Source organism: Salinisphaera sp. C84B14 (genome assembly GCF_040361435.1).
In the GTDB taxonomy this organism is placed as follows: Bacteria; Pseudomonadota; Gammaproteobacteria; order Nevskiales; family Salinisphaeraceae; genus Salinisphaera.
The window spans coordinates 84,117-105,874 of the sequence record NZ_APNL01000015.1 but is presented as its reverse complement, the minus strand read 5'-3'; the positions used below and the strand labels follow the sequence as shown (position 1 = coordinate 105,874).

21 protein-coding genes and 2 tRNA genes are annotated in these 21,758 nt (G+C 63.0%); 11 read left to right on the top strand and 12 right to left on the bottom strand.

The genetic code is table 11. The features are described 5' to 3' along the window. The first annotated feature begins 109 nt into the window (after window positions 1–109). The 7 genes from C84B14_RS13610 to C84B14_RS13580 all read left to right on the top strand — a co-directional run bounded on the left by C84B14_RS13610 (window position 110) and on the right by C84B14_RS13580 (window position 6,924). A tRNA-Thr gene (locus tag C84B14_RS13610) sits at window positions 110–185 on the top strand. Window positions 186–353: 168 nt separating this feature from the next. After that, window positions 354–884 (top strand): GspH/FimT family pseudopilin, encoded by a 531-nt coding sequence (locus C84B14_RS13605; protein ID WP_353224889.1) that lies wholly within the window; start codon window positions 354–356, stop codon window positions 882–884. After that, window positions 884–1,396: a type IV pilus modification protein PilV gene (pilV, locus tag C84B14_RS13600; RefSeq protein WP_353224887.1), complete on the top strand. Its 513-nt coding sequence runs from the start codon at window positions 884–886 to the stop codon at window positions 1,394–1,396. The genes C84B14_RS13605 and pilV overlap by 1 nt, the downstream gene beginning before the upstream one ends. After that, a complete protein-coding gene (locus C84B14_RS13595; protein WP_348765404.1) occupies window positions 1,393–2,154 on the top strand; it encodes a PilW family protein in 762 nt (253 codons plus the stop codon). The genes pilV and C84B14_RS13595 overlap by 4 nt, the downstream gene beginning before the upstream one ends. Next, entirely contained in the window at window positions 2,151–2,768 is a 618-nt protein-coding gene (locus C84B14_RS13590) for a pilus assembly PilX family protein (protein ID WP_353224885.1), read from the top strand. Before C84B14_RS13595 ends, C84B14_RS13590 begins: the two co-directional genes overlap by 4 nt. A 14-nt stretch (window positions 2,769–2,782) precedes the next feature. Further along, window positions 2,783–6,496: a pilus assembly protein gene (locus C84B14_RS13585; RefSeq protein ID WP_353224883.1), complete on the top strand. Its 3,714-nt coding sequence runs from the start codon at window positions 2,783–2,785 to the stop codon at window positions 6,494–6,496. A gap of 56 nt (window positions 6,497–6,552) precedes the next feature. After that, window positions 6,553–6,924, top strand: a complete 372-nt coding sequence (locus C84B14_RS13580) for a type IV pilin protein (RefSeq protein ID WP_502949911.1) — start codon at window positions 6,553–6,555, stop codon at window positions 6,922–6,924. Window positions 6,925–7,339: 415 nt separating this feature from the next. On the opposite strand, the gene lspA is transcribed toward C84B14_RS13580, so the two are convergent. Genes lspA through murJ form a run of 3 tightly spaced genes read right to left on the bottom strand, consistent with a single transcriptional unit; the run spans window position 7,340 to window position 10,352 of the window. Continuing rightward, window positions 7,340–7,849, bottom strand: a complete 510-nt coding sequence (gene lspA, locus C84B14_RS13575; RefSeq protein ID WP_348765400.1) for a signal peptidase II — start codon at window positions 7,847–7,849, stop codon at window positions 7,340–7,342. Further along, window positions 7,846–8,784: a bifunctional riboflavin kinase/FAD synthetase gene (locus C84B14_RS13570; protein ID WP_353224880.1), complete on the bottom strand. Its 939-nt coding sequence runs from the start codon at window positions 8,782–8,784 to the stop codon at window positions 7,846–7,848. Before C84B14_RS13570 ends, lspA begins: the two co-directional genes overlap by 4 nt. A gap of 2 nt (window positions 8,785–8,786) precedes the next feature. After that, entirely contained in the window at window positions 8,787–10,352 is a 1,566-nt protein-coding gene (gene murJ / locus C84B14_RS13565; protein ID WP_353224879.1) for a murein biosynthesis integral membrane protein MurJ, read from the bottom strand. A 240-nt stretch (window positions 10,353–10,592) separates the two neighbouring features. Between murJ and rpsT the strand changes: the two genes are divergently transcribed. Further along, window positions 10,593–10,862, top strand: a complete 270-nt coding sequence (rpsT, locus tag C84B14_RS13560; protein ID WP_293626427.1) for a 30S ribosomal protein S20 — start codon at window positions 10,593–10,595, stop codon at window positions 10,860–10,862. 113 nt (window positions 10,863–10,975) lie between these two features. Here the strand turns inward: rpsT and proB are convergent, their stop codons facing one another. From proB to rplU, 4 genes are all read right to left on the bottom strand, one after another. Continuing rightward, window positions 10,976–12,115, bottom strand: coding sequence for a glutamate 5-kinase (proB, locus tag C84B14_RS13555; RefSeq protein WP_353224877.1), 1,140 nt, complete (start codon window positions 12,113–12,115; stop codon window positions 10,976–10,978). Then, complete coding sequence (gene cgtA / locus C84B14_RS13550) at window positions 12,099–13,184, bottom strand: Obg family GTPase CgtA (RefSeq protein WP_353224875.1); 1,086 nt, start codon at window positions 13,182–13,184, stop codon at window positions 12,099–12,101. Before cgtA ends, proB begins: the two co-directional genes overlap by 17 nt. Before the next feature lie 123 nt (window positions 13,185–13,307). After that, window positions 13,308–13,568 (bottom strand): 50S ribosomal protein L27, encoded by a 261-nt coding sequence (gene rpmA / locus C84B14_RS13545; RefSeq protein ID WP_293626432.1) that lies wholly within the window; start codon window positions 13,566–13,568, stop codon window positions 13,308–13,310. A 64-nt stretch (window positions 13,569–13,632) separates the two neighbouring features. Beyond that, on the bottom strand, window positions 13,633–13,947 hold the full coding sequence (gene rplU, locus C84B14_RS13540) for a 50S ribosomal protein L21 (protein WP_293626433.1): 315 nt from the start codon (window positions 13,945–13,947) through the stop codon (window positions 13,633–13,635). Window positions 13,948–14,110: 163 nt separating this feature from the next. Between rplU and C84B14_RS13535 the strand changes: the two genes are divergently transcribed. Further along, complete coding sequence (locus C84B14_RS13535; protein WP_353224872.1) at window positions 14,111–15,079, top strand: polyprenyl synthetase family protein; 969 nt, start codon at window positions 14,111–14,113, stop codon at window positions 15,077–15,079. A 2-nt stretch (window positions 15,080–15,081) separates the two neighbouring features. Then, window positions 15,082–15,158, top strand: a tRNA-Pro gene (locus tag C84B14_RS13530). 149 nt (window positions 15,159–15,307) lie between these two features. On the opposite strand, the gene C84B14_RS13525 is transcribed toward C84B14_RS13530, so the two are convergent. Further along, window positions 15,308–15,751 (bottom strand): hemerythrin domain-containing protein, encoded by a 444-nt coding sequence (locus tag C84B14_RS13525; RefSeq protein WP_353224870.1) that lies wholly within the window; start codon window positions 15,749–15,751, stop codon window positions 15,308–15,310. Between the two features lie 154 nt (window positions 15,752–15,905). On the opposite strand from C84B14_RS13525, the gene pilB reads away from it, so the two are divergent. Next, window positions 15,906–17,639 (top strand): type IV-A pilus assembly ATPase PilB, encoded by a 1,734-nt coding sequence (gene pilB / locus C84B14_RS13520; RefSeq protein ID WP_353224869.1) that lies wholly within the window; start codon window positions 15,906–15,908, stop codon window positions 17,637–17,639. A gap of 31 nt (window positions 17,640–17,670) precedes the next feature. Here pilB and C84B14_RS13515 read toward each other — a convergent pair whose 3' ends face one another. The 4 genes from C84B14_RS13515 to C84B14_RS13500 all read right to left on the bottom strand — a co-directional run bounded on the left by C84B14_RS13515 (window position 17,671) and on the right by C84B14_RS13500 (window position 21,676). Next, on the bottom strand, window positions 17,671–18,087 hold the full coding sequence (locus C84B14_RS13515) for a VOC family protein (protein ID WP_353224867.1): 417 nt from the start codon (window positions 18,085–18,087) through the stop codon (window positions 17,671–17,673). Between the two features lie 329 nt (window positions 18,088–18,416). Next, window positions 18,417–19,028 carry a DUF2845 domain-containing protein gene (locus tag C84B14_RS13510; protein WP_353224866.1) on the bottom strand — a complete coding sequence of 204 codons (612 nt, stop codon included), beginning with the start codon at window positions 19,026–19,028 and terminating at the stop codon, window positions 18,417–18,419. After that, entirely contained in the window at window positions 19,028–19,852 is an 825-nt protein-coding gene (locus C84B14_RS13505) for a general secretion pathway protein GspB (RefSeq protein ID WP_353224864.1), read from the bottom strand. Before C84B14_RS13505 ends, C84B14_RS13510 begins: the two co-directional genes overlap by 1 nt. A gap of 3 nt (window positions 19,853–19,855) precedes the next feature. Next, on the bottom strand, window positions 19,856–21,676 hold the full coding sequence (locus C84B14_RS13500) for an AAA family ATPase (protein ID WP_353224862.1): 1,821 nt from the start codon (window positions 21,674–21,676) through the stop codon (window positions 19,856–19,858). Window positions 21,677–21,758: the final 82 nt, after the last annotated feature.

Here is a 21,758-nt window from a genome sequence, read left to right as displayed (position 1 = left end):
CGGCCCGCCATCCGTTGCAATTGTTGACGGTGCTGCACCGCCTGCAGTCAAAGCAAGCATTGTTTGCGGGCAAACCTTTCTCTATAATCCGCGCCTTGCCGAATTCGGAGCCGGGGTAGCTCAGTCGGTAGAGCAACTGATTCGTAATTAGTAGGTCGGAGGTTCGATTCCTCTCCCCGGCACCATCGGCCTCTCATGACGCATTCCCCCATGCGTTGACGGGCCGGTCGAAACCGACCCATGGCCGACCGACCTGAGATTTGCCGGCGACAGCCGCTGCCGTTCATCGGCCCCTCTTTTACGCCGGTCGGCGCATCCGCAATAAACCTCTTCGGAACGCCGATACTGCAATCATGCGTAATCTGCGTTCGTCTGCTCCGACCTCAAACCGCGGCTTCACCCTGCTGGAACTGCTGGTGACCATCGCCGTGGCCGCCATTCTGCTGGCGATCGCCATTCCCTCCTATCTGGGCATGGTGCAGCGCAATACGATCGCGGCAAACGCGAACGACCTGGTGGGCGACTTCAACTACGCCCGGAGCGAAGCCGTGACGCGTGGACGTCCGGTCCATGTTTGTCCGAGTTCGGACCAGACGAATTGCGGCAATGGCGGTTGGAACGACGGCTGGATCATATTCGCGCCGGCGGCCGGCGCCAGCGCGGCGACCAATGACAATATCCTGCGCGTGCATTCTCGCCTCGACGGCACCATTAACGTGGGTTTCAGCCGCGGCACCGGCACACCGGTGGTCTTCGATGCCAACGGCTTCGCCCGTACGAGCAACGGCACCTTCACCGTCACCTCCAACGACACCAGCGACAGCACGCAAATCCGTATCGCGACCAGCGGACGTATCGAACGTCTGGAAGCCCGGGGCTCGTGATGAACCATCCTATTCATAACGCCGGATTCACCCTGCTGGAAGCCTTGGTCACGATCGTGATCGTTTCCATAGGCCTGCTTGGCCTGCTTGGCTTGCAGACGGTAAGCATCGTCAATACCCAGGTGTCTTCGGCTCGAACCCAGGCCACTTTCGCCGCCGATAATATCGCCGACCGCATGCGCGCGAACCGGGCCGGGGTTGCTGCCAATGCATATAACAACGTGAACAATCCCTCGGCTGGCTCGCCACCGACACTCTGTGAAAACGGCACCGCCTGCACGCCCACGCAAATGGCCACCTACGACGCTTATGTCTGGGACCGATCGCTGGGCGATCAGAGCGCAAGCGGACAGGGCCTGCTGCCGGGCGGGCGCGGCGCGATCAACTGTGTACAGAACGACGGCACCGCATGCCTGCGCTACCAGGTCACCATCACCTGGCAGGAGCGCGACGACACCAGCGGCTCTACTGCGCCGACGAGCCGCTCCTTCGTAACGGAGGTGCGCCCATGAAGCCCTTGCAACCCAACCGTAGCGCGGGCTTCAGCCTGGTCGAGCTGATGGTGGCCCTCGTCGTCTCGCTCGTGCTGCTCGCCGGCGTGCTGCAGATTCTTTTAAGCAACCGCAACAGCTTCAGCTTTCAGCGCGATATGGCCGGCCTGCAGGAAAACGCTCGGCTGGCGTCGTTTGTGATCGAAAACGTGGTGGCACACGCCGGTTATCGCGTGGAGATCGACACCCGCGACCTGTTCCGCGCCAGCTCACCATTCGCCAACCTTGCATTCGTAAGCTCTACCAGCGGCGGCGCGGACGGGAATGACTCGCTGCGTCTGCGCTTCCAGGCGGGCTCCAGCCACGACGGCTGTAACGGTCCGGACGCGGGCGTGGCCGAATTGCCACTCAGCAACCTGAGGATGGCCGACCTGGAGCTGTACGTGAACGACCAGAACAGCCTTCTGTGCCGCGATCGTTCGTCCGGTTCGGTGCCGCAGCCGATCGTAGAGAACGTGGCCCGATTCAAGGTGACCTATGGCATAGATACCGACCGGGATGGTTCGGTCAATACCTACGCCAACTCGGTGGGCGGCGCCAATGCCGACAACGTAGTGAGCGTTCGTCTGCAGCTGTTGCTGGAAAGCGAGGACAACATCACGCCCACCGCGACGAGTCACAACTTCGCTTTCGCCTACGGCAACAATTTCAGCGCTACCAACCGTCACGCATACCAGCTGGTCGACCAGGTCGTCGCTCTACGCAACGCGATCCCATGAAACATACGATCAAGCTACCGAAACCCCGCACCGAAAACGGCTTCGTGCTCGTGACGAGCCTGATCTTTCTAGTGGTCATTACCCTGCTCGCCGTTTCGGCGATCAGCTCTTCGACGTTGCAGGAACGCATGGCCTCCAACCTGCGCGAAAAATCGCAGGCCCGTCAGGCGGCGGATGCGGCCCTACGCGCCGCCGAACTGCGGCTGTCGCCCGCAGTGACGCCCGACCTGCAGACGCGCGCCTGCTCTTTCGATGCCAACAGCGGCAATAACGACAGCGCGAATAATCCGAACACGCTCGTGGTCTGTCAGGCGCGCGTATTCGATGGCAACAGCGGGGCGGATTACTTCGACCCGGCGATATGGGATTCGGGTTCTGCTGCGATCCAGACCTATTCTCCGCCTGCCGCAGCGGGCGGCAGTTCCACACCGGCGCCGACGGTGCGCTACGTCATCGAAGACGTCGAGGAGTGCGAAAGCAGCGTGCTCGTCGGCGTTTGTGGGACGGAAGAAGGGGACGGCTCGATTCGCTACCGCATCACGGCGTTCGCGCGCGGCGCCAATCCGGCCGCCATCGCTGTTACTCAAAGCATCTACGAACGAACCCCACGTTAAGTCGAGGCGATCTCATGCTTACTAAATCTCGCATACTTCGCCTGGGCCTGTTCTGGATCGCATTCGCGCTCAGTACGAGCACGGTGTTCGCACAGAACCTCGATCTGGCCGATCGCCCGCTTCTGTCCGGCGTGAATGTGCCACCGAATATTCTGGTCGCGGTCGACGACTCGGGCTCGATGGATTTCGAAACGCTGTTTCCCACTGACAGCGGCCTGCTGTACTGGGATGGCAACCGCAGTTCGACGTGGACCGGCAGCGGCTTCGTCCAGAGCAGCAACAACGCCTACGCCTATCTTTTCCCGAACGGTTACAACGGCTCCGATCGCGACCGTCGTATCTATTCGAACTACTACGCGGCCCCGCCCATTCCGGCCTTCGCGTTCGCGCGCTCCCCGGCTTACAACAGCGCTTATTTTGACCCGTCGGTGCCTACATACGATCCGTGGCTTGGCAAGCCTAATAGCAGCCCCACGAACGCACCGGCCGATCCTGTCACCGGCAGCCACAGGCTCAACCTGACCCAGGTGCTTGAGCGCACGGACGACGGCTATACCTTCGCCGTGTTCAATAACACGCCGTTCGGCAACGTCCGGTATGCCGATCTCGTCTGCGTACGCTTCAGCTTTTTCGGTTGTCGCGAATACGGTTACGAATGGAAGACCAGCTCGAGCACGGCGACATTCAACAACAACCAGCTTGTCCCGATCTCCTACTTTCCCGCGACGTTCTACCTGCCTTCTAACATACCTCTGCCTGCTTCTTTCGGCTGGAAATCCGGCTCGCCCACCCGCGTCGGCCATGCCCCCAACGGCGACAAGACCCTTACAGGCTACGAGATCAAACCCGGCAATTTCGTCAGCACCGCGGCCTATAACAAGGCCATCCAGAATTTTGCCAACTGGTATACCTATTACCGCAAGCGTCATCTGGCAACCCGAGCCGGCGTAGTCGCCGCGTTCGACGAGATCAGCGGCGTGCGTGTCGGTGCCTGCACAATCAACCAGGCCAACCAGAACAGCTCGGCCAACCTGGTCATGCGCAACCTGGGTATCGAAAACAGCTCTCAGCCCGATGGACGCGCCGATTTCTACAGCCAGGTCTTCAATACCGACTTTTCACAGGCCCGCGGCACCCCGAACCGCCCGGCGTTGAAGTACCTGGGCGAACAGCTGCGCAACAACTCGAACATTATCCAATCCGCTTGTCAGCGCAACTTCGCGATTCTGTTCACCGACGGTTACAACACTTCTTCGGTCAGCGGCGTCGACAATGCCGACCTCAACAGTCGTGCCAATGCCCGCTACGGCGCGCCGTTTGGCGACAATGAGTCGAACTCGATCGCCGACGTTGCGATGCAATACTACGAAAACCTTGGCCGCGTCGGCAGCTTTGAGCGCAACCAACTGCGGGTGCCCGCCGGTTGTGGCGATGCCCGTCCGGACCCCTGGCTCGATTGCGAAACCGACCTGCATATGGTCACGCTCGGCGTGACCCTCGGCCAGCGCGGCGTTCTGTTCGACCCCAACCAGAACTACACCGACGAACGGATTTATCGGGACAACAAGCCTAACTGGTCCGCCCTGCCCAACCTGAACAACTTCGGCAGCGAACAGATCGACGACCTTTGGCACGCCACCATCAATTCGCGCGGCAAGCTGCTCAACGCGCGCACGCCGGTGGAGGTCGCAAGCGCCTTTACCGGCGCCCTGGACGAAATTCTCAACCAGGACGGCTCGTTCGGCGGCGTTGCGCTTAATTCGCGCAGCCTGTCGTCCGAGAGCCTGGCTTTTCAGGCCACTTACTCGGGCAGCGACTGGTCAGGCGATCTCAAGACGTTCCGGCTTTCCAACAGCGGTGTCGCACAAACGCCTGTATGGAAGGCATCGGAAAAAATACCCAGCCCAGGCAATCGAGTCGTACTGACCGCGACCGCGAACGGCGGCAAGTACACCGGCAAGGCGTTTCGTCCCAGCGTACTCGAATCCTTGTACGCCACGCTCAATCTGAACGCCGACAAGATCAACTATCTGCGCGGCGACCGAACTCAGGAAAGAAGCAAGGGCGGGCCGTTTCGCAATCGCGGCGACCACGTTCTGGGCGATATCGTCCAATCCACCCCGGCCTATGTCGCCGAACCGAAGTTCGTCCGCTACCCGACCGTTTGGAAAGACAAACACCTGGAAGGAAACGCGGGCCGTTTTCCTGAAAACGGGAGCGCGTACAGCAATCCGGGCGGCAACGGCTTCGCCCAGCAACAAGCCAATCGCACACCCATGGTTTATGTGGGTGCCAACGACGGCATGCTGCACGGATTCGAGGCAAGCAGCGGCGTGGACGGCGGCGTGGAGCGTCTGGCGTATGTGCCGGGCACCCTGCTCGACGACGTGGGTGCGCTGACCCAGCCGGAGTATACGCATCGCTACTATGTCGACGGTTCCCCAGCGACCGGCGACGCGTTCTTCGGCGGCAAGTGGCGCTCGGTGCTCGTCGGCGGCATGAACAACGGCGGTAACGCGATTTATGCGCTAGACATCACCGATCCGGACAACTTCAGCGAAGCCAACGCCTCAAGCACGGTTCTGTGGGAGTACACCGCGTCCGGCGCACTCGGCCAGACCTACGGCAAGCCCTCCATCTCGCGTCTTCATAACGGCGACTGGGCTGCCCTGTTCGGCAACGGCTACAACAGCGCTGGCCGCAGCGCGTCTCTCCATATCGTACGGATGGCCGATGGCGAACCGATTCGTAGCGCCATCGATACAAATTCCGCGCCGGCGGCCAGTGCCTACCCGAACGGTCTGAGCGAGGTCACGCCGATCGATGTCGATAACGATTTCATTATCGACTACGTCTATGCGGGCGATCTGTACGGCAACATGTGGCGGTTCGATCTGACGTCGAAATCGTCTTCCGAGTGGTCCGTGAAAAAGCTGTTCACGGCCAGGGGCCCGGGCGGCAGCGTACAGCCCATCACCATGGCGCCCCAGGTCGGCGTTCACCCCTACGGCCCCGGTTATGGCGTGATGGTGTACTTCGGGACCGGCAAGTATCTGGAAAAGACCGACGCCCTGTTCAACGCGGGCGCACGAAACAGCTTCTACGGTGTTTGGGACGCCGACGTATTCAGCTACCGTGAAAGCAGCGCTGCAAAGAAGCCGAGCCCGTCCGCCAACTTCACGCGCGCCAACCTTCAGCAGCAGACGGTGACAAACGTCAAATCCGGCGACACGACCTACCGTGTCGTCAGCGATAACCCGGTCAGCTACGACACCGGCAGCAGCGGCGGCGACGGCCAGCGTGGCTGGTTTATGGACATGCCTTCGGGCAGTGGGGAGCTGCTGATCAACACGCCGACGCTTGTGGGTGATCTGGTAGTGTTCACTACCCTGGTCCCGCCGGAGCAGACGTGCACTTTGGAAGCGACCGGCGCGATCATGGCCGTGCGGGCCGATACGGGCGGACGGACAGAACGTCCCATATTCGATCTGGACGGAAACCGAAAGCACGATAGCGCCGATCTGATCGGCGGGGATAACGATAAGGTCGCCCCTTCCGGCATCGTGCTCGGGACGTCGTCGCCCGTCGGTGGCCTGGGGGTGAGCATTAACGATGACGGGACTGTGCAGGTGAATTCCAACACGAGCGATGGAGGTAATATCGCCTGGCTGCTGGATGCCGGCCAGAACACCAACCAGCGCGTCAGCTGGCGCGAGATCAGGCGATAGATAGGCGATAGACCATGCGACAACGCAAAACATACGGCTTCACGCTTATCGAGCTCATGATCACGGTGGCGATCGTCGGCATTCTGGCCGCGATCGCCTACCCCTCTTATCTCGACCAGGTGCGCAAATCGCGACGGGCGGATGCGCAGAGCGCGCTCTTGCAGGCCGCGAATCGCCAGGAGCGCCTCTACACCACTCAGTACAGCTATACCCAGAACCTCGCCGATCTCGGCATGGCCGCGGAAACAGAGAATGAGGCTTATACGCTCAACATCGACAGCGCCGACGCGAATGGCTTTCAGATATCTGCCAACGCCCAGAACGATCAAACCAACGACGACTGCAGAAAGCTGACTATCAACCAGCGTGGGCAAAAAACCGCGAACGATGCCGCTGTTGGCGCTGCGATCAGCCAACAATGCTGGTAGATGGGAAGTCAGGCGCCTGTCGCAAGGCTATAGCAGCACGGTATCGGTCATCGTCAGCTAGCGGTCAAGGTAGTCCGGGATAGCAATCAGGCCGAAGTGCAGCGGGGCGCGGCTGCGGGTTGCCTAACAAGCAAACGGCCGTCAGGCGGCGGACCTGTAAGAAGTCCTAGCCCGTTGCCATCAACTTTTACCGACCGGTCTGGGCTTTAGGCAGACACAACACCCAGCCCAATAATTAGGCGACCACGCGCCCTGGCGGTCTACGCGTGCCTGACACAAGCGTCGTCCGAGCCCACGATTTCCAGCGAGCAAACGCTCTTGTCGACCGGCTGTCGAAGTCAGCATGGCTCACTGCAAGACGAGAATTATCGGACTGCCGCGCTCGCTGCCCGCGCGGCGTATACCTGGCGATCTTCTAATGCCGCCGGGGGCGCAGCATATCGATGCCCATCAGAATCGCACCGAGCACGATCGCGCTGTCGGCCACGTTGAATGCCGGGTAGTGCCAGCCGTAGATATGAAAATCGACGAAGTCGACGACATAGCCTCGCGCGGCGCGGTCGATGGCATTACCGAGCGCGCCGCCCATGATCAGGGCCAGCGCGCTGGCAACCAGCCGCTCGCCGTGGGGGTGGCGGCGCATCCATACGAGAATGCCGACCGCCACGACGACGCTCAACCCTACGAAGAACCACGGTGTGGCGCCGGCGAATATGCTGAATGCGGCGCCGGTGTTGTGCATCAGGGTGAGGTTCAGCCAGCTGAACAGCGGGATGCGGTCGAACAGCTCGAGGTTGTTCACCACCAATTGCTTGGTGATCTGGTCGACGGCGATTACCGCCGCCGATAGCCACAGCCAGTGCACGTTCTGTAGTTGGAAGCCGCGCTCGTCGGACGTACGCGTCTTGTCGGTCGATAACGTCATGGGGATTCCGGCTCTTGCAGATGCGACCGCACGCGGGCGACATCGCGATGCATCTGGGCGGTCAAGGCGTCGAGCGAATCATAGCGCTCTTCGGCACGAATGAACGCTTCGAAGGATACGTCAATCCGCTGGCCGTATAAATCGCCGTCAAAATCGAGCACGAAGACTTCCAGCAGCGGCTCGCGGCCGTTCACGGTCGGACGTATGCCAAAGCTCGCCGCCCCGGCCCGGCGCACGCCGTCGGCCATATACACCCAGACCGCATAGACCCCATAGCGCGGCGCGGGCTTGCGTGCGAGCCGAATATTGGCGGTGGGAAAACCCAGCGTCCGCCCGAGCCGCTCGCCCTGAACCACCCGGCCACTCACCCAGTAGGCGTGGCCGAGCAGACGGTTGGCCTGGGCCACGTCGCCGGCGGCGAGCGCGTCGCGCACCCGCGTGGAGCTGACGCGCGCACCGTCGACCTGGACGTCCGGCAGCGGTGCCACCTCCATCTCGCGGTCGTGGGCGAATGCCCGCAGGGTTTCGATATCGCCGGCGCGCTTCTGGCCAAAGCGAAAGTCCTCGCCCACCAACAGATAGTGCGCATTCAGGCGCGCCGACAGCAGATCTTCCAGAAACGCGTGCGGCGACATGCCGGCAAACTCGGCATCGAAACGTGCCCAGGCAAAGATATCCACGCCCAGTGCCTGGGCCATACGCATCTTTTCGCGCGGCGACGACAACCGCGCCGGCGCGCGCTCCGGGGCGAAGAATTCGCGCGGCATGGGCTCGAAGCTCATCAGCACGCTGGGTACGCCTAGCGCCTGGGCGCGCTCGCGCAATTGACGCACGATCGCCTGATGACCGCGATGCAAACCATCGAAATTGCCGATCGTGAGCGCGCAGCCGTGGTCGAGTGCGCTCATGCGGCGAACGTTACGGACAATACGCATGCTTAACCCGTTTCCCGCATGATGAACTGGCGCGGGCGCACCCCGAGCAGCGCGAGTACGAGGAAATACACGCCGATACCGGCACCAATCCATATCAGAAGCCATTCAACCCGGGCCAGCGCGCCGCGCGCGACCCACACGGACAGATCCGCAGCGCCGACCCAAAGCACGCCGCCCATGGCAATACAGCCGACACCGACCTGCAGTATCAGCCGGCCCCAGGCCGCACTCGGTTGGTAGACGTCAGCCTGACGCAAATAGCGGTAGAGCAACCCGGCGTTGATGAATGCGCCCAATGATGTCGCCAGCGCCAGTCCTGCATGCGGCGCCGGCCAGCCCATATAGGTGAACAATCCCACGAACGACAGATTCATCACCATGGCGCCGATCAGCGATATCACCCCACAGCGCACCGGCGTGCGTGAGTCCTCGCGCGAGAAAAATCCGGTAACCAGCACCTTGACCAACGAAAACCCCATGAATCCCAGCGCATAGGCCATCAACGCATACTGACTCATCAGCGCGTCGTGCCCGTCGAACGAGTGATAATTGAACAACGTCGTCACCAGCGGCCCGGCAAGCACGAACATGCCCACCATCGCCGGCAGCCCCACCACGGCCAGCAGCCGCAGCGCCCAGTCCAGCGTATCGGAAAATTCACGTGCCGACTTGCTTGCATGACGCGCCGACAAGCTCGGCAGGATGACGGTGGCGATGGCGATGGAGAAAACGCCGAGCGGAAACTCCATCAAGCGATCGGCATAATAGAGCCAGCTCACGCTACCGGCGGCCAGCAGCGAGGCAATGACGGTATCGAGCAGCAGATTGAGCTGGGCCACCGACGAACCGAACAGAATCGGCAGCATCAGCGACAGAATGCGCCGTACCTGCGGCTCTGACCAACCCCAGCGCGGGCGCGGCAACCGGTCGATCTGCAACAGAAACGGCACCTGAAACGCCAGCTGCACCACGCCCGCCACGAGCACGCCAACGGCAAGCGCCATCTCGGGACGCGCGAAATACGGCGCCAAACCGATGGCCGCGCCGATCAGGCATACGTTAAGCAGCACCGGCGTGAACGCCGGCACGCTGAAACGCCCATACGTATTGAGAATCCCGCCTGCCAGCGCGGTCAGCGAGATGAACAGCAGATAGGGAAAAGTGAATCGCAGCAGATCGACGGCGAGCTCGAACTGTTCCGGCTGCTGTGCAAAGCCCGGCGCGAACACATAGATCAACGCCGGCGCGGCCAACACGCCCACCACGGTAATGCCGAAAAGAATGAGCCCCAGCGTGCCGGCGACCACATCGATGAGATGCTGGACATCAGCCCCGGTATCTCGGCTCTTGGTCGCGGACAGCACCGGCACGAACGACTGCGCGAAGGCGCCCTCGGCAAACAGTCGGCGCATGAAGTTGGGGATCTTGAAGGCGACGAGAAACGCGTCCATGCCCACGCCCGCGCCGAACATCACCGCGAAAATCACATCGCGCAGGAACCCGAGCACGCGCGATAACAGCGTCATCACACCGACCGTGCTCGTGGATCGCGCCAGCGACGAAGCCATGGATATCCTAGGAATGCGCCAAAGTGCGGCGCACTATAGCGGTATTGCCGAATGCTGTGAAAGCGGACCGCAAAGCCCGCGCCGTACCGTGCCCGGTAAAACGCGGGAATTGGCTGTTATCGCCATGCGACCGTCGCGCACTGTTCGTGGCGCCCGCCGCAATAGTTGACAAACGCGCCAAGAATCATAATAATCGCGCGCCTGCCAACCTTACATTCAACGAATTCGAGGAGCCGCTCAGTGGCGAACTCTCCGCAAGCCCGCAAGCGCGCCGAACAGGCCGTGACCCGTCGTGAACGCAACATGGCGCAGCGCTCGCTCGTGCGCACCCACATCAAGAAGGTGCAGAAAGCCATCGCCGCCGGCAGCGAAGCCGACGCCCGTGCTGCTTTCCAGGCCGCGGTCCCGATCATTGATCGTATGGCCGGCAAGGGCCAGATCCATCGCAACAAGGCCGCACGCCACAAGTCGCGCCTGAACGCGCAGATCAAGGCTTTGGCAAGCGCCTGATAGTACCCTATGGGCCGCCACCCGGCCCGTAATGAAAAAGCCCGCCGAGTGCGGGCTTTTTTGTGGCTGCGAGAATTGCGGCGGCCGTGCTCCGCGCGTGCCGATCGCCGCTGCTAACCCTCGCGAGACAGGACGAGATTATTGCGGTGGATGAACTCCGCGTCGCCGCCGTAACCCAGCAGCGCCTCGATCTGATCGCTGGATTGACCGACCAGCTGGCGCACCTCTTTCGCATCGTAATTGGCCAGCCCCTGGGCGATTTCTTCGCCGGCCGGTCCAATACAGGCGACCAGATCCCCCCGCCGGAAGTTGCCATCGACCGCCGTGATCCCGATCGGCAACAGGCTACGCCCGGCGCTGCGCAAAACGTTGACCGCGCCGGCATCGAGATGGACCGAACCACGCACCTGGCGCTGGCCGGCGATCCAGTTCTTGCGCGCGGCACGGCGAGCGCCCTGGCCGGGCGTAAGAAGCGTACCGATCGACTCGCCGCCCATGATGCGTGCCAGCACATCAGGCGCCAGGCCATCGGCGATGATCGTCGCCGCCCCGGAATCGGCTGCCTGGCGCGCGGCGAGCACTTTCGTGCGCATACCACCGCGGCCCAGCGCGCCGCCGGTGCCGGCAGCGGCCGCCAGTAGCGCGGCGTCGTGGGCATCGCATTCGCCGATGCGCTTTGCATCCGGCACCTGGCGTGGGTCGGCGTCGTACACGCCGGATTGATCGGTGAGGATGATCAGCCCGTCGGCGTCGAGCAGGTTCACCGCCAGGGCGGCCATGGTGTCGTTATCGCCCACCCGGATTTCGTCGGTCGCGATCGCATCGTTTTCGTTGACGATGGGCACAACGCCCAGCCCCAGCAACGTCATCAACGTACTGCGCGCGTTGAGATAACGACGCCGGTCGGAGACATCCTCGTGGGTAAGCAGTACCTGGGCGGTGCGCAGCCCGTGGGTTTCGAAACAGCGCGAATAGGCTTCCACCAGACCGGCCTGGCCGACCGACGCCGCTGCCTGCACCGCGCTCAGGCTCGACGGGCGTTTGCTCCAACCCAGCCGTACCAGCCCTTCGGCCACCGCGCCGGACGATACCAGCACGACCTGACAGCCGGATTTCTGTAGCGCGGCGATCTGAGCCGCCCAGCCGGCCAGTCGTTCGCGGTCGAGCCCGCGACCGTCAGCGGTCAGAAGCGCGCTGCCGATCTTGACCACCCAGCGCCGGGCGCCGGCCAGATCCTCACGAGTCGAAATCATCGCCTTCGCCGTCGCTATCGTTCACGTCGCTTGCTGCCTCCGGCTCGGACTCACGACGCGCCTGCTCGGCATCGAGATGATCCATGGCATCGCCCAGCAGAACGCGCAGCGTGTCGGGCTTGATCGCCGATACGGTATACACCGGTCCGTCCCAGCCCAGGGTTTGTACGATGCGATCGCGCAGCGACGCGACTTCCTGGGCGTCGAGCACTTCGATCTTGTTGAGTACCAGCCAACGCGGACGTTCGGCCAGCTGCGGGCTGAACCGGGCCAGCTCGTCGGCAATCATGCGTACGTTTTCAGCCACGTCGCCCTGGTCGAAATCGAGCAGATCGACGACATGAAACAGCAAGCGGGTACGCTGAATATGGCGCAGGAAGCGATGGCCCAGGCCGACACCTTCGGCCGCGCCTTCGATCAGACCCGGCAGATCGACCAACGTAAAGCTGCGCAGCGCGCCCACGCTCACCACGCCTACCTGCGGGTTCAGCGTCGTGAACGGATAATCGGCAATACGCGGGCGCGCGCCGGAAACCGCGGCCAACAGCGTGGACTTGCCGGCATTGGGCATACCCACCAGACCGACGTCGGCGAGCAGCTTGAGCTCGAGCCGCAGCTCCCGGATTTCGCCGGGCGTGCCGTCGGTGGTCTTGCGCGGTGCCTGGTTGGTGCTCGACTTGAACCGCGCATTGCCCAGACCGTGAAAGCCGCCCTGTGCCACCAGCTGCGTGTCGCCGTCGTGGGTGAGATCGCCGATCAGTTCGCCGGTTTCGCGCGCATAGCACAGCGTGCCCACCGGTACCGGCAGATAGCGGTCCTCGCCCTTGGAGCCGGTGCGGTTCTTGCCCGCCCCGTTGCCGCCGCGCTCGGCCTTGAACACGCGGCTGACGCGGTAGTCGTAGAGCGTATTCAGGTTGTGATCGGCCACCATGTAGACGCTGCCGCCGTCGCCGCCGTCGCCGCCGTCCGGCCCACCGTGGGGGACATATTTTTCCCGACGGAAACTCAGGCAGCCATGGCCGCCATCGCCTGCCTCGACACGCAGATTGGCTTCATCGACGAACTTCATGCCGTTCTCTCTTGGGCTGGTGACCACAAAGGGCGTGCGCGCTACAACCACACCACCCCGATTGTCGGACAAAAAAAAGCCCCGCGCTCGGCGAGGCCTTTTTCGCGATTTACGCGCGCGTCCTTACTCGACAGCCTGAATCGAGACGAACTTGCGGTTACGCGGGCCTTTAACGGCGAAATTCACGATGCCATCAGCGTTGGCATACAATGTGAAATCACGGCCCGTGCCCACGCCGTCACCGGCATGGAAAGTGTTGCCGCGCTGACGCACGATAATGTTGCCGGCCTTGACCTTCTGGCCGCCGAATTTCTTCACGCCCAGGCGTTTCGATTCGGAATCGCGACCGTTGCGGGTACTGCCGCCTGCCTTTTTATGTGCCATGAGTGCTGTCCTCTAACCTGATCGGGTGAGCCTAGCGCGAAAGCGCTGTCAAATCGAACGGCGCTCAGGCGCCCGGGATCGACTTGATCTTGAGCTGCGTGTAGTGCTGGCGATGGCCGTGGGTACGACGATACTTCTTGCGACGCTTGAACTTGATCACCTGGATCTTGTCATGCCGCGCATGCGTCATCACTTCGGCGGAAACCGCCTTGCCATCGAGTACCGGCGTGCCGATCTGGACGTTGTCGCCGTCCGAAATCAGAAGCACGTCGCTCAGATCGATGGTGCTGCCGGCTTCAACATCCAGCTTCTCGACGCGCAGAATATCGCCTTCTGCAACTCTGTACTGCTTACCGCCGGTGCGTATAACCGCGTGCATGACCACTCCACATCGCGTAAAAACAAGGGCTGATGCCCGTTTGAAGAGCGCGAATGATACGTTTTCGAACGCCCCCGGTCAACGACTGAATACAGCGATGGCTGTTCTTGACAGCAAACGGGCACGCGCCTAAGTTTGCCGCTGTTTTCCCAGCCCTTGCCCCATGAGTATCCAGCCGCTTCTCAAGCCGGTCGATAAAGATATGCGCGCGGTCGACGCGCTCATACGTGCACGCCTGAATTCCGACGTCATTCTCATCAATACGCTGGGCGAATACATCATCTCCAGCGGCGGCAAGCGGTTACGGCCTGCTCTCGTGCTCCTGGCCGCGCGTGCCAGCGGCTATGCCGGCGACAAGCACCACCTGCTGGCCGCGATCATCGAGTTCATCCATACCGCCACCCTGCTGCACGACGACGTGGTGGACGAATCCACCATGCGCCGCGGTCAGGAAACGGCAAACACCGTATGGGGCAACGACGCCAGCGTATTGACGGGCGACTTCCTCTACTCGCGCGCCTTCCAGATGATGGTCGAACTGGAAAGCTTCGACGTGATGCGCGTACTGGCCGATGCCACCAACCGTATCGCCGAGGGTGAAGTCATGCAGCTGATGCATGCCCACAACCCCGACCTCGCCGAAGCCGACTACCTGGAAGTGGTGGATCGCAAGACCGCCAGCCTCTTTTCCGCCGGCTGCCGACTCGCGGCACAGCTGGGCGGCTGCAGCGCCGAACAGCAGCAGGCCATGGCCGACTACGGCCGCCACCTCGGCGTGGCCTTTCAGGTCATCGACGACGCGCTGGACTACGGCCGCGGCGATGGCGGCTACGGCAAGAACGTCGGCGACGATCTCGCCGAAGGCAAGGCCACCCTGCCCGTCATCCGTGCCCTGGCCTGTCTCGACGCGGATCGTGCCGCCCCGATTCGCACCGCACTTCGCGACGGCAACCTCGATGCGATGAATTCAATCATGAAAGCGATTGAATCCACTCAAGCGATGGAATACACTTGCCGCCGCGCTGAGGAGGAGGCCGACAAGGCCATCGCCTCACTCGCCGCTTTCGAAGAGTCCGAAGCAAAGCAAGGACTCGTCGAGCTGGCCCGGTTCTCGGTCCAGCGACGACACTGATTCGGAGTATAGCTCAGCTTGGTAGAGCGCCACCTTCGGGAGGTGGAGGTCGTAGGTTCAAATCCTGCTACTCCGACCATTATTCGTCATTCCCGCTGCATTCAGCCCCTGCGTTAACTACGGCCTGCCTGGCCGCGGTGTCGACCCGTGCCCCTGCATGGTCGGTCGTGGCATGCATGAACACCGGGCGCCGTGGCACCCGGTGCTATCGGGTTCGCAGGCGGGGCTCTACGCGCCGGCCTGTTCTTCCATCATCTCATCGTAGGTTCGGGCCAGCTCGGTTTTCTCGCTGTCGCTGAGCACTTTACCGGCCACCTGGAAGACTTCCTGCTCTTCCTCTTCAAGATGGTGGGTCACCAAATGCTGCAGTTTCTTGGCCGATGCCAGCCAGCCCGGTGAGCTGTAGTCGGTCTGCTCCAGCGTTTCGACGAGCTCGTCGATTTCGTGGTGTTCCGCCACGCTGTGACGCGCCTTCTCCTGAGTCTGGTCGTATTCCATCAGCGGCACGTAAAAGTGACGCTCTTCTGCGGCCGCATGGTGATGGAGTTCCGCCTTGAGCGCGGCGAACAGGCCTTCGCGCTTGTCGGTATCCCCGTGCGTATCCGTCAATGCATCGAGCAGGCGTCGTTGTTTGTCGTGGCTTTCACGCAGGGCCTGGAAAATGTTTTTCACTATTGATCCTTATCTATCTCGGTGGTCTTCACGGCGTTGATGGTACCTTGGCGGCATACGCCATAAAATCCTGTTGCCGTGACGGTGCCCTGCCGCGATTCGCGCGCCTGCCGATAACATGCACGGTGGATACGACCGATTTCGAGAACACCCTATGGCCACAAACAAGAACACGCTTGCCACGCCGGCGCTGGGCGGCCTGGCTCGCCAGCTCGTCGAGGATGGGCTGATCGACGCCGACAAGGCGCGCGACATTCAGCAGCAGGCATACCAGGAGGACGAATCCTTCGTGGCCCGCGTGGTCAACAGCGGGGTGCTGTCGGCGGCGGTACTGGCCAAGGCCGCCTGTGAAGAGTTCTCGATGCCGCTGCTCGATTTGCGCGCGGTCAACGTCGACCAGATGCCGATCAAGAAGGTGCCGGAGAACCTGATCCGCAAGCATGGCGTACTGCCGCTCTACCAGCGCGGCCGTAATCTGATGGTCGCCGTGGCGGACCCGACCAACCTGCAGGCGCTGGACGAGTTCAAGTTCAGCACCGGCCTGAATATCGAGCCGATCCTTGTCGAGCAGGACAAGCTGGCCAAGGCCATTCGCAACGCTTTCAGCGCCATCGACAGCGCGATGGCCGGCCTGGACGACGTCTCCCTCGACAGCATCCAGTTCGACGACGCCGGCGAAAACGCCGATGCGCAGACCGACGCCAGCCGGGTGGATGCCGACGATGCGCCCGTGGTGCGTTTCGTCAACAAAGTGATGCTCGACGCCATCAATCGGGGCGCCTCGGATATACATTTCGAGCCCTATGAAAAGACTTATCGCGTACGCCTGCGCCAGGACGGGGTGCTGCGCGAAGTCGCCGCCCCGCCGGCAGGGCTCGGCATGCGGCTTTCGGCACGCCTGAAGGTGATGGCAAGGCTGGACCTGGCCGAACGCCGGGTGCCGCAGGACGGGCGCATCAAGCTCAATCTGACCAAGAACCGCGCCATCGATTTTCGTGTCTCCACCTGCCCGACCCTGCACGGCGAAAAGATCGTGCTGCGTATTCTCGACCCCACCAGCGCACAGATGGGTATCGAGGCCCTGGGTTACGAAAACGATCAGCGCGAGCTGTTCGAGGAAACCATCCACCGCCCCTACGGCATGGTGCTGGTTACCGGTCCCACCGGCAGCGGCAAGACCGTGTCGCTGTATACGGCGTTGAACATGCTCAACACCGCCGACCGTAATATTTCGACGGCCGAGGACCCGGCCGAAATCAATCTTCCCGGCATCAACCAGGTCAACGTGCATCCCAAGGTCGGGCTGACCTTCGCGAGCTGCCTGCGCGCCTTCCTGCGCCAGGATCCGGACGTGATCATGGTGGGCGAGATTCGTGATCTCGAAACCGCGGAAATCGCCATCAAGGCCGCGCAAACAGGCCATATGGTGCTGTCCACCCTGCATACCAACGATGCGCCGCAGACCCTTACCCGTCTCGTCAACATGGGCGTGCCGGCCTACAACATCGCCGCCTCGGTTTCTTTGATCATTGCGCAACGTCTGGCGCGCCGGCTATGCCCCCAGTGCAAGCAACCGGCACAGATCCCGCGTGAAGAGCTCGTCGCAGAAGGTTTTCGCGAGGACGAACTCGACCAGCTGGAGCTGTACGAAGCCAACCCGGACGGCTGCGACAACTGCACCAACGGCTACAAGGGGCGTATCGGCATCTATCAGGTGATGCCCGTGACCGACGAAATCGGACAGATCATCATGGAAGGTGGCAACGCGGCCGATATCGAACGCCGGGCCAAGCTCGATGGCGTGATCGACCTGCGCGAAGCCGGCCTGCAGAAAATGCGCGCCGGCGTGCTCAGCCTCGCCGAAGTCAACCGCGTCACCGTCGACTAGTGGCGCCCGCGGGCGCGCTGTCGCGCTCGGGTCAGTAGTTAGGCCATATGCCGCGGGTGACCAGTTCGAGCAAATGGCCATCCGGATCGCGGAAATAAAGGCTCACCGCGCCCTTTGGCCAGCGGGTGCGGCCTTCGATGGCGATATCGTGCGCGTCCAGATGTTGCTCCCAGGCCGCGAGCGCCTCGTCTTCAATGGCAAAGGCCACATGCTGCCGGCCCGCGCCATCGTGCGGCGGGATGGTGCCCATATCGCCCGGTAACTGCACCGTCTCGCTGGTTTCGCCGACAGCAAACAGCAGCAGCATGTTCCAGTCCAGCGCATAGGCGGTAAAGCGATGATCGGCCGTATGCGCGGAAAACCCCATCACGGATTCGAAAAACTCACGCGCGGCCGCCATGTCGCGGGTATAGAGAACAGTTTCAATTACGCCGTTGAGTTTGGGCATGGCTTAGGGAACCTCTGATCTATTCATCCACGGTCGCGTTTGAGTCGCAAAAGGCCACGATACAAGGCGCATGGCGCCGCGTCATAGCCACTCTATGATCCAGCCTGCAAACGCCTTAGCGCGGCCTCTTGGGCCAAACCGCTTAGCGGCCGGGCTTTTGCGCGCGCCTGAGCGGCGTTGCCGCTCGCTTATGTGCATTCAGCAAACGGCGCTCGCGGAGGCTTGTCAGACGCGCGCAAAAGACACCGGCGCGACCGTAGATGAATAGATCAGGGGTTCCTTAGCTCTTCGGGCACGCTCGGCGCGCCGTAGCGCGAGCCGCATACCGGCTAGTCATCGTAGCCGCGATCGAGCGTATCGGTTTCGACTACCACGGCGTTTTCGAGCGTGACCTCGCGCAACAGTCGGCTGCTGCCGAAGTTGTATATCCACTGCTCGCGATAGACAGGCACCACGCCGCGACGGCGGTAGTCGAGCACGCCCTGCGAACCGCGCGTGCTCAGCACATAGCCGCCGCTTTTCTGAGCCGGCTGGCCACAGGCAACCAACAGCCGATATTTGCTCATGCCGCGGGTAATGCCGGCCGGCTGGCATTCCCCCGACCCCGCCGGCACACGAAACCCGTACCCGTCCTCGCGGATGCGATCCAGCCGTCCATCGCGAAATACCAGCACCTGCAGCAAGCGCCCCGGCCCACGGTTGTAGGTCCAGGCTTCCATGTTCGGTACCGCGCCGTAGGCGATATCCACACCCCCGATCCAGGGGTCGACGAAGTCAGGCTCGCCGCAGTTCGAACGCACGGCCGCGGCCGGATCGCCCTTCTGTACCAGCGAACCACCACAGCGCAGGCTGTCAGCGCGTGCAGGCGTGGCCGACACGGCAGCAACCACAAGCAGTATCGCTGCCAGACCGACTTTGCGAATCGAGTGGGTCGTGTTCATCAGCCGGGTCCCCGTACGTGGTAGCGCTGGCCGCGGTAGTTGAGCGTGGCACCGCCGGCATCGATGCTCTCCACCGCGGGGCCTGCCACCAGGCGCTCGCCTTCGTGGTAGCGCTGGCCGCCCACCAGTATAAAGCTGCGGCCCGGTACGGAACTGTACAAATGGCCGTTGATCGCCACATCGGGCGCCCCGGGCGGCGCCGTGTCGCTTACCGGCGCGGCGCGTGATTCATCCTCTACGTAATCCGATGCGTCGTCCAGCGGCGTGGCCGAATACGTGACCTGGCCGCGCCGCGCTGAACCGTTCTCGCCGGCTAACGCCTGGGCGGAACCATCGAAACGGTCGTCGGCGGGCCGCGGGTCGGCCGGCGGCAGCGTCGGGCTCGAAGGCGTGTCCTGCACGGGCGTGTTCGGCGCACTCTGCGTGGTCACCGCCGGCGCCGGGGCCGGATCCGGCGACCGCGTTGGCGTCGGCGTCGGGTCGGACGTCGAGTCCGGCGCGCTCGTGGATACGCTCGCCTGTGGCCGAGCACGGTCGGCGTTGGCCACGGGTTCGTTCTTGTCCACTGCCACCGCCGGCGCTGAAGCCCCCGTATTTTCTACGCGCGCCGCGCTTCCGGTCACCGCACTGGAGAGCGCGCTCGGCAGGAACAGATAGATCAGCAGCGCGGCGTTGCAGGCGATGAGCAGCCCCACCAGCCAGCGCAACGCGCTACCACCGTGGCCGGACGCAGGACCGCCCCCGGCGAGTGAGCGCAGGTCGGCGCGCTGGTTTTCGTGGCGTTCGCGCTCGGCTTTCTTCAGCGCATCGACAAGATACGACACGGCCTACTCCTGTTCCACCGGGGTCAACGCCGGCGAACCCGGGGACGGCACCGCGCCGTTCAGCATCATCTGCGTCCGCGGGCCGGCGATGCCGTCGACCTTGAGGCCGTTCGCGGTCTGGAAGGCACGCAGGCGACGTTCGAGCGCATCGTCGTAAACCGGCGAAGCCGGCCCCAGCCGGGTTTCCGGATTCTGGCCGTCGATTCGATCCAGGCGCTTGCGCAGCCAGACCACCGCAGAGCCGACCGCGCCGGGCTGAATCATGCCTACCCCGGAGTCGGCGCGCCAGACCACTTCGAATTCGCCGGTCCATAGCTGCGTCAGCGCGGCCTGGGAAATACGCCGCGTGCCGTCACCGCCAACCAGCGTCGCGTCGCCCTCTTCGAGCGAGCTCAGCAGAACCTTGTGGGTACGCCCGTCCCGCCGAATCGTCAGCAGTGCGGGCCGGTTGTAACGCTTGATAATAGCGAAGTCGCCGCTATCGGCCAGACAGCGCAGATCGCCGATACGCAGGTTCGCACAGCCGCTTCGCACCTGGGCGCCGAATACGCCCCAAAGTCTTAGCAGCTGGGTGATCGTGGCATCGCCGGTAGGCACGCCTTCCAGCGCGGCCGCATCCCGGGCACTCATACCGCCGCCGCTATCGCTACTGAGCTGGGTGGCCTCGTCCGCGGGCTTCGGCTGGCTGTCCTCGGCAGCAGCGGGCGCATCGGTCGGCTCTGCGGCCGCCACCAATGGCGAGGCCTCGCCGTCAGCCTGGGCCGGCGTCTCGGCGTCCGGCCGATAGCTGTCGCCGCCGTGACCGCGCTGCTCGGCCTCACGATCGGCCTCGTTGGATGCTGCGGCGTTCGCTTGTTGCGGGGCCGAATCGGACCGGGACAGATGCGATGACTGAACCCAGTCGGCCGCCCGGCCGAGCTCCATGCCCGGATACCAGGCCAGCGCCCCGGCGAGCGCTAGCGCAGACAGGCTCAGCGCCGGCACGGCAACGCGTAGCCAGCGCGAACCGCGCTCGCGCGGTAGCGTTTCGGCTGCTGCACGCAGCACCATCGGTGCGCGGATGCGCGCACGCGCGTGCGCGTAGCCGCCCATGAGCGCGCGCTCACAAACCATGTTGATCAGCCGCGGAATCCCGCCGGTGGCCTGGCGCAGTGCGACCAGCGCCGTACCGGTAAAAATATGCTGGGAACCGCCCGCCAGGCGCAGGCGATGCTGCACGTAAGCCCGCGTCTCGGCGTAGCCCAGCGGCTTGAGCTTGAAGCGTGCGGTGATGCGCTGGGAGAGCTGGCGCAGGTCATGGCGCGCCAGCAGCTGTTCAAGCTCGGGCTGGCCCACCAGGATGATGCGTAGCAGCTTGTGCTTGTGTGTTTCCAGATTCGTGAGCAGGCGCAGCTGTTCGAGCACGCCGCGACTGAGATTCTGGGCCTCGTCGATGACCAGCACGGTACGGCGGTTGTTGGCATGGGTGGCCAGCAGGTGCTGGTTGAGCCGATCGACCAGATCCTTCAGCGAGGTGTCCCGGCGCGCGTCGTAGGGTGCGCCCAGCTCGTCGCAGATGGTCGCAACGAACTCGCGCACTTCCAGATGCGGGTTCCAGCACAGGGCGATATCGAGGTCGGGCATGTCGTTTTCGACCAGTGCCCGAATGAGCGTGGTCTTGCCCGTACCCACTTCGCCAATCAGCGCAACGAAGCCGCTGTGCTCGCCCGCGCCATACAACAGGTGCCCGAGCGCCTCGCGGTGGCTGGCACTCAGGTACAGGAACGCCGGATCCGGCGTGACCGAAAACGGATAGTCGTCAAAGCCGTAATAGCGCAGATACATGCGTAGGAAACTGGGAAGGCGGCAACCCGGCAAGTCTAACCTTCACCCGCGGTCGCGCAAACTGGCTTGTTCACTCATGAAA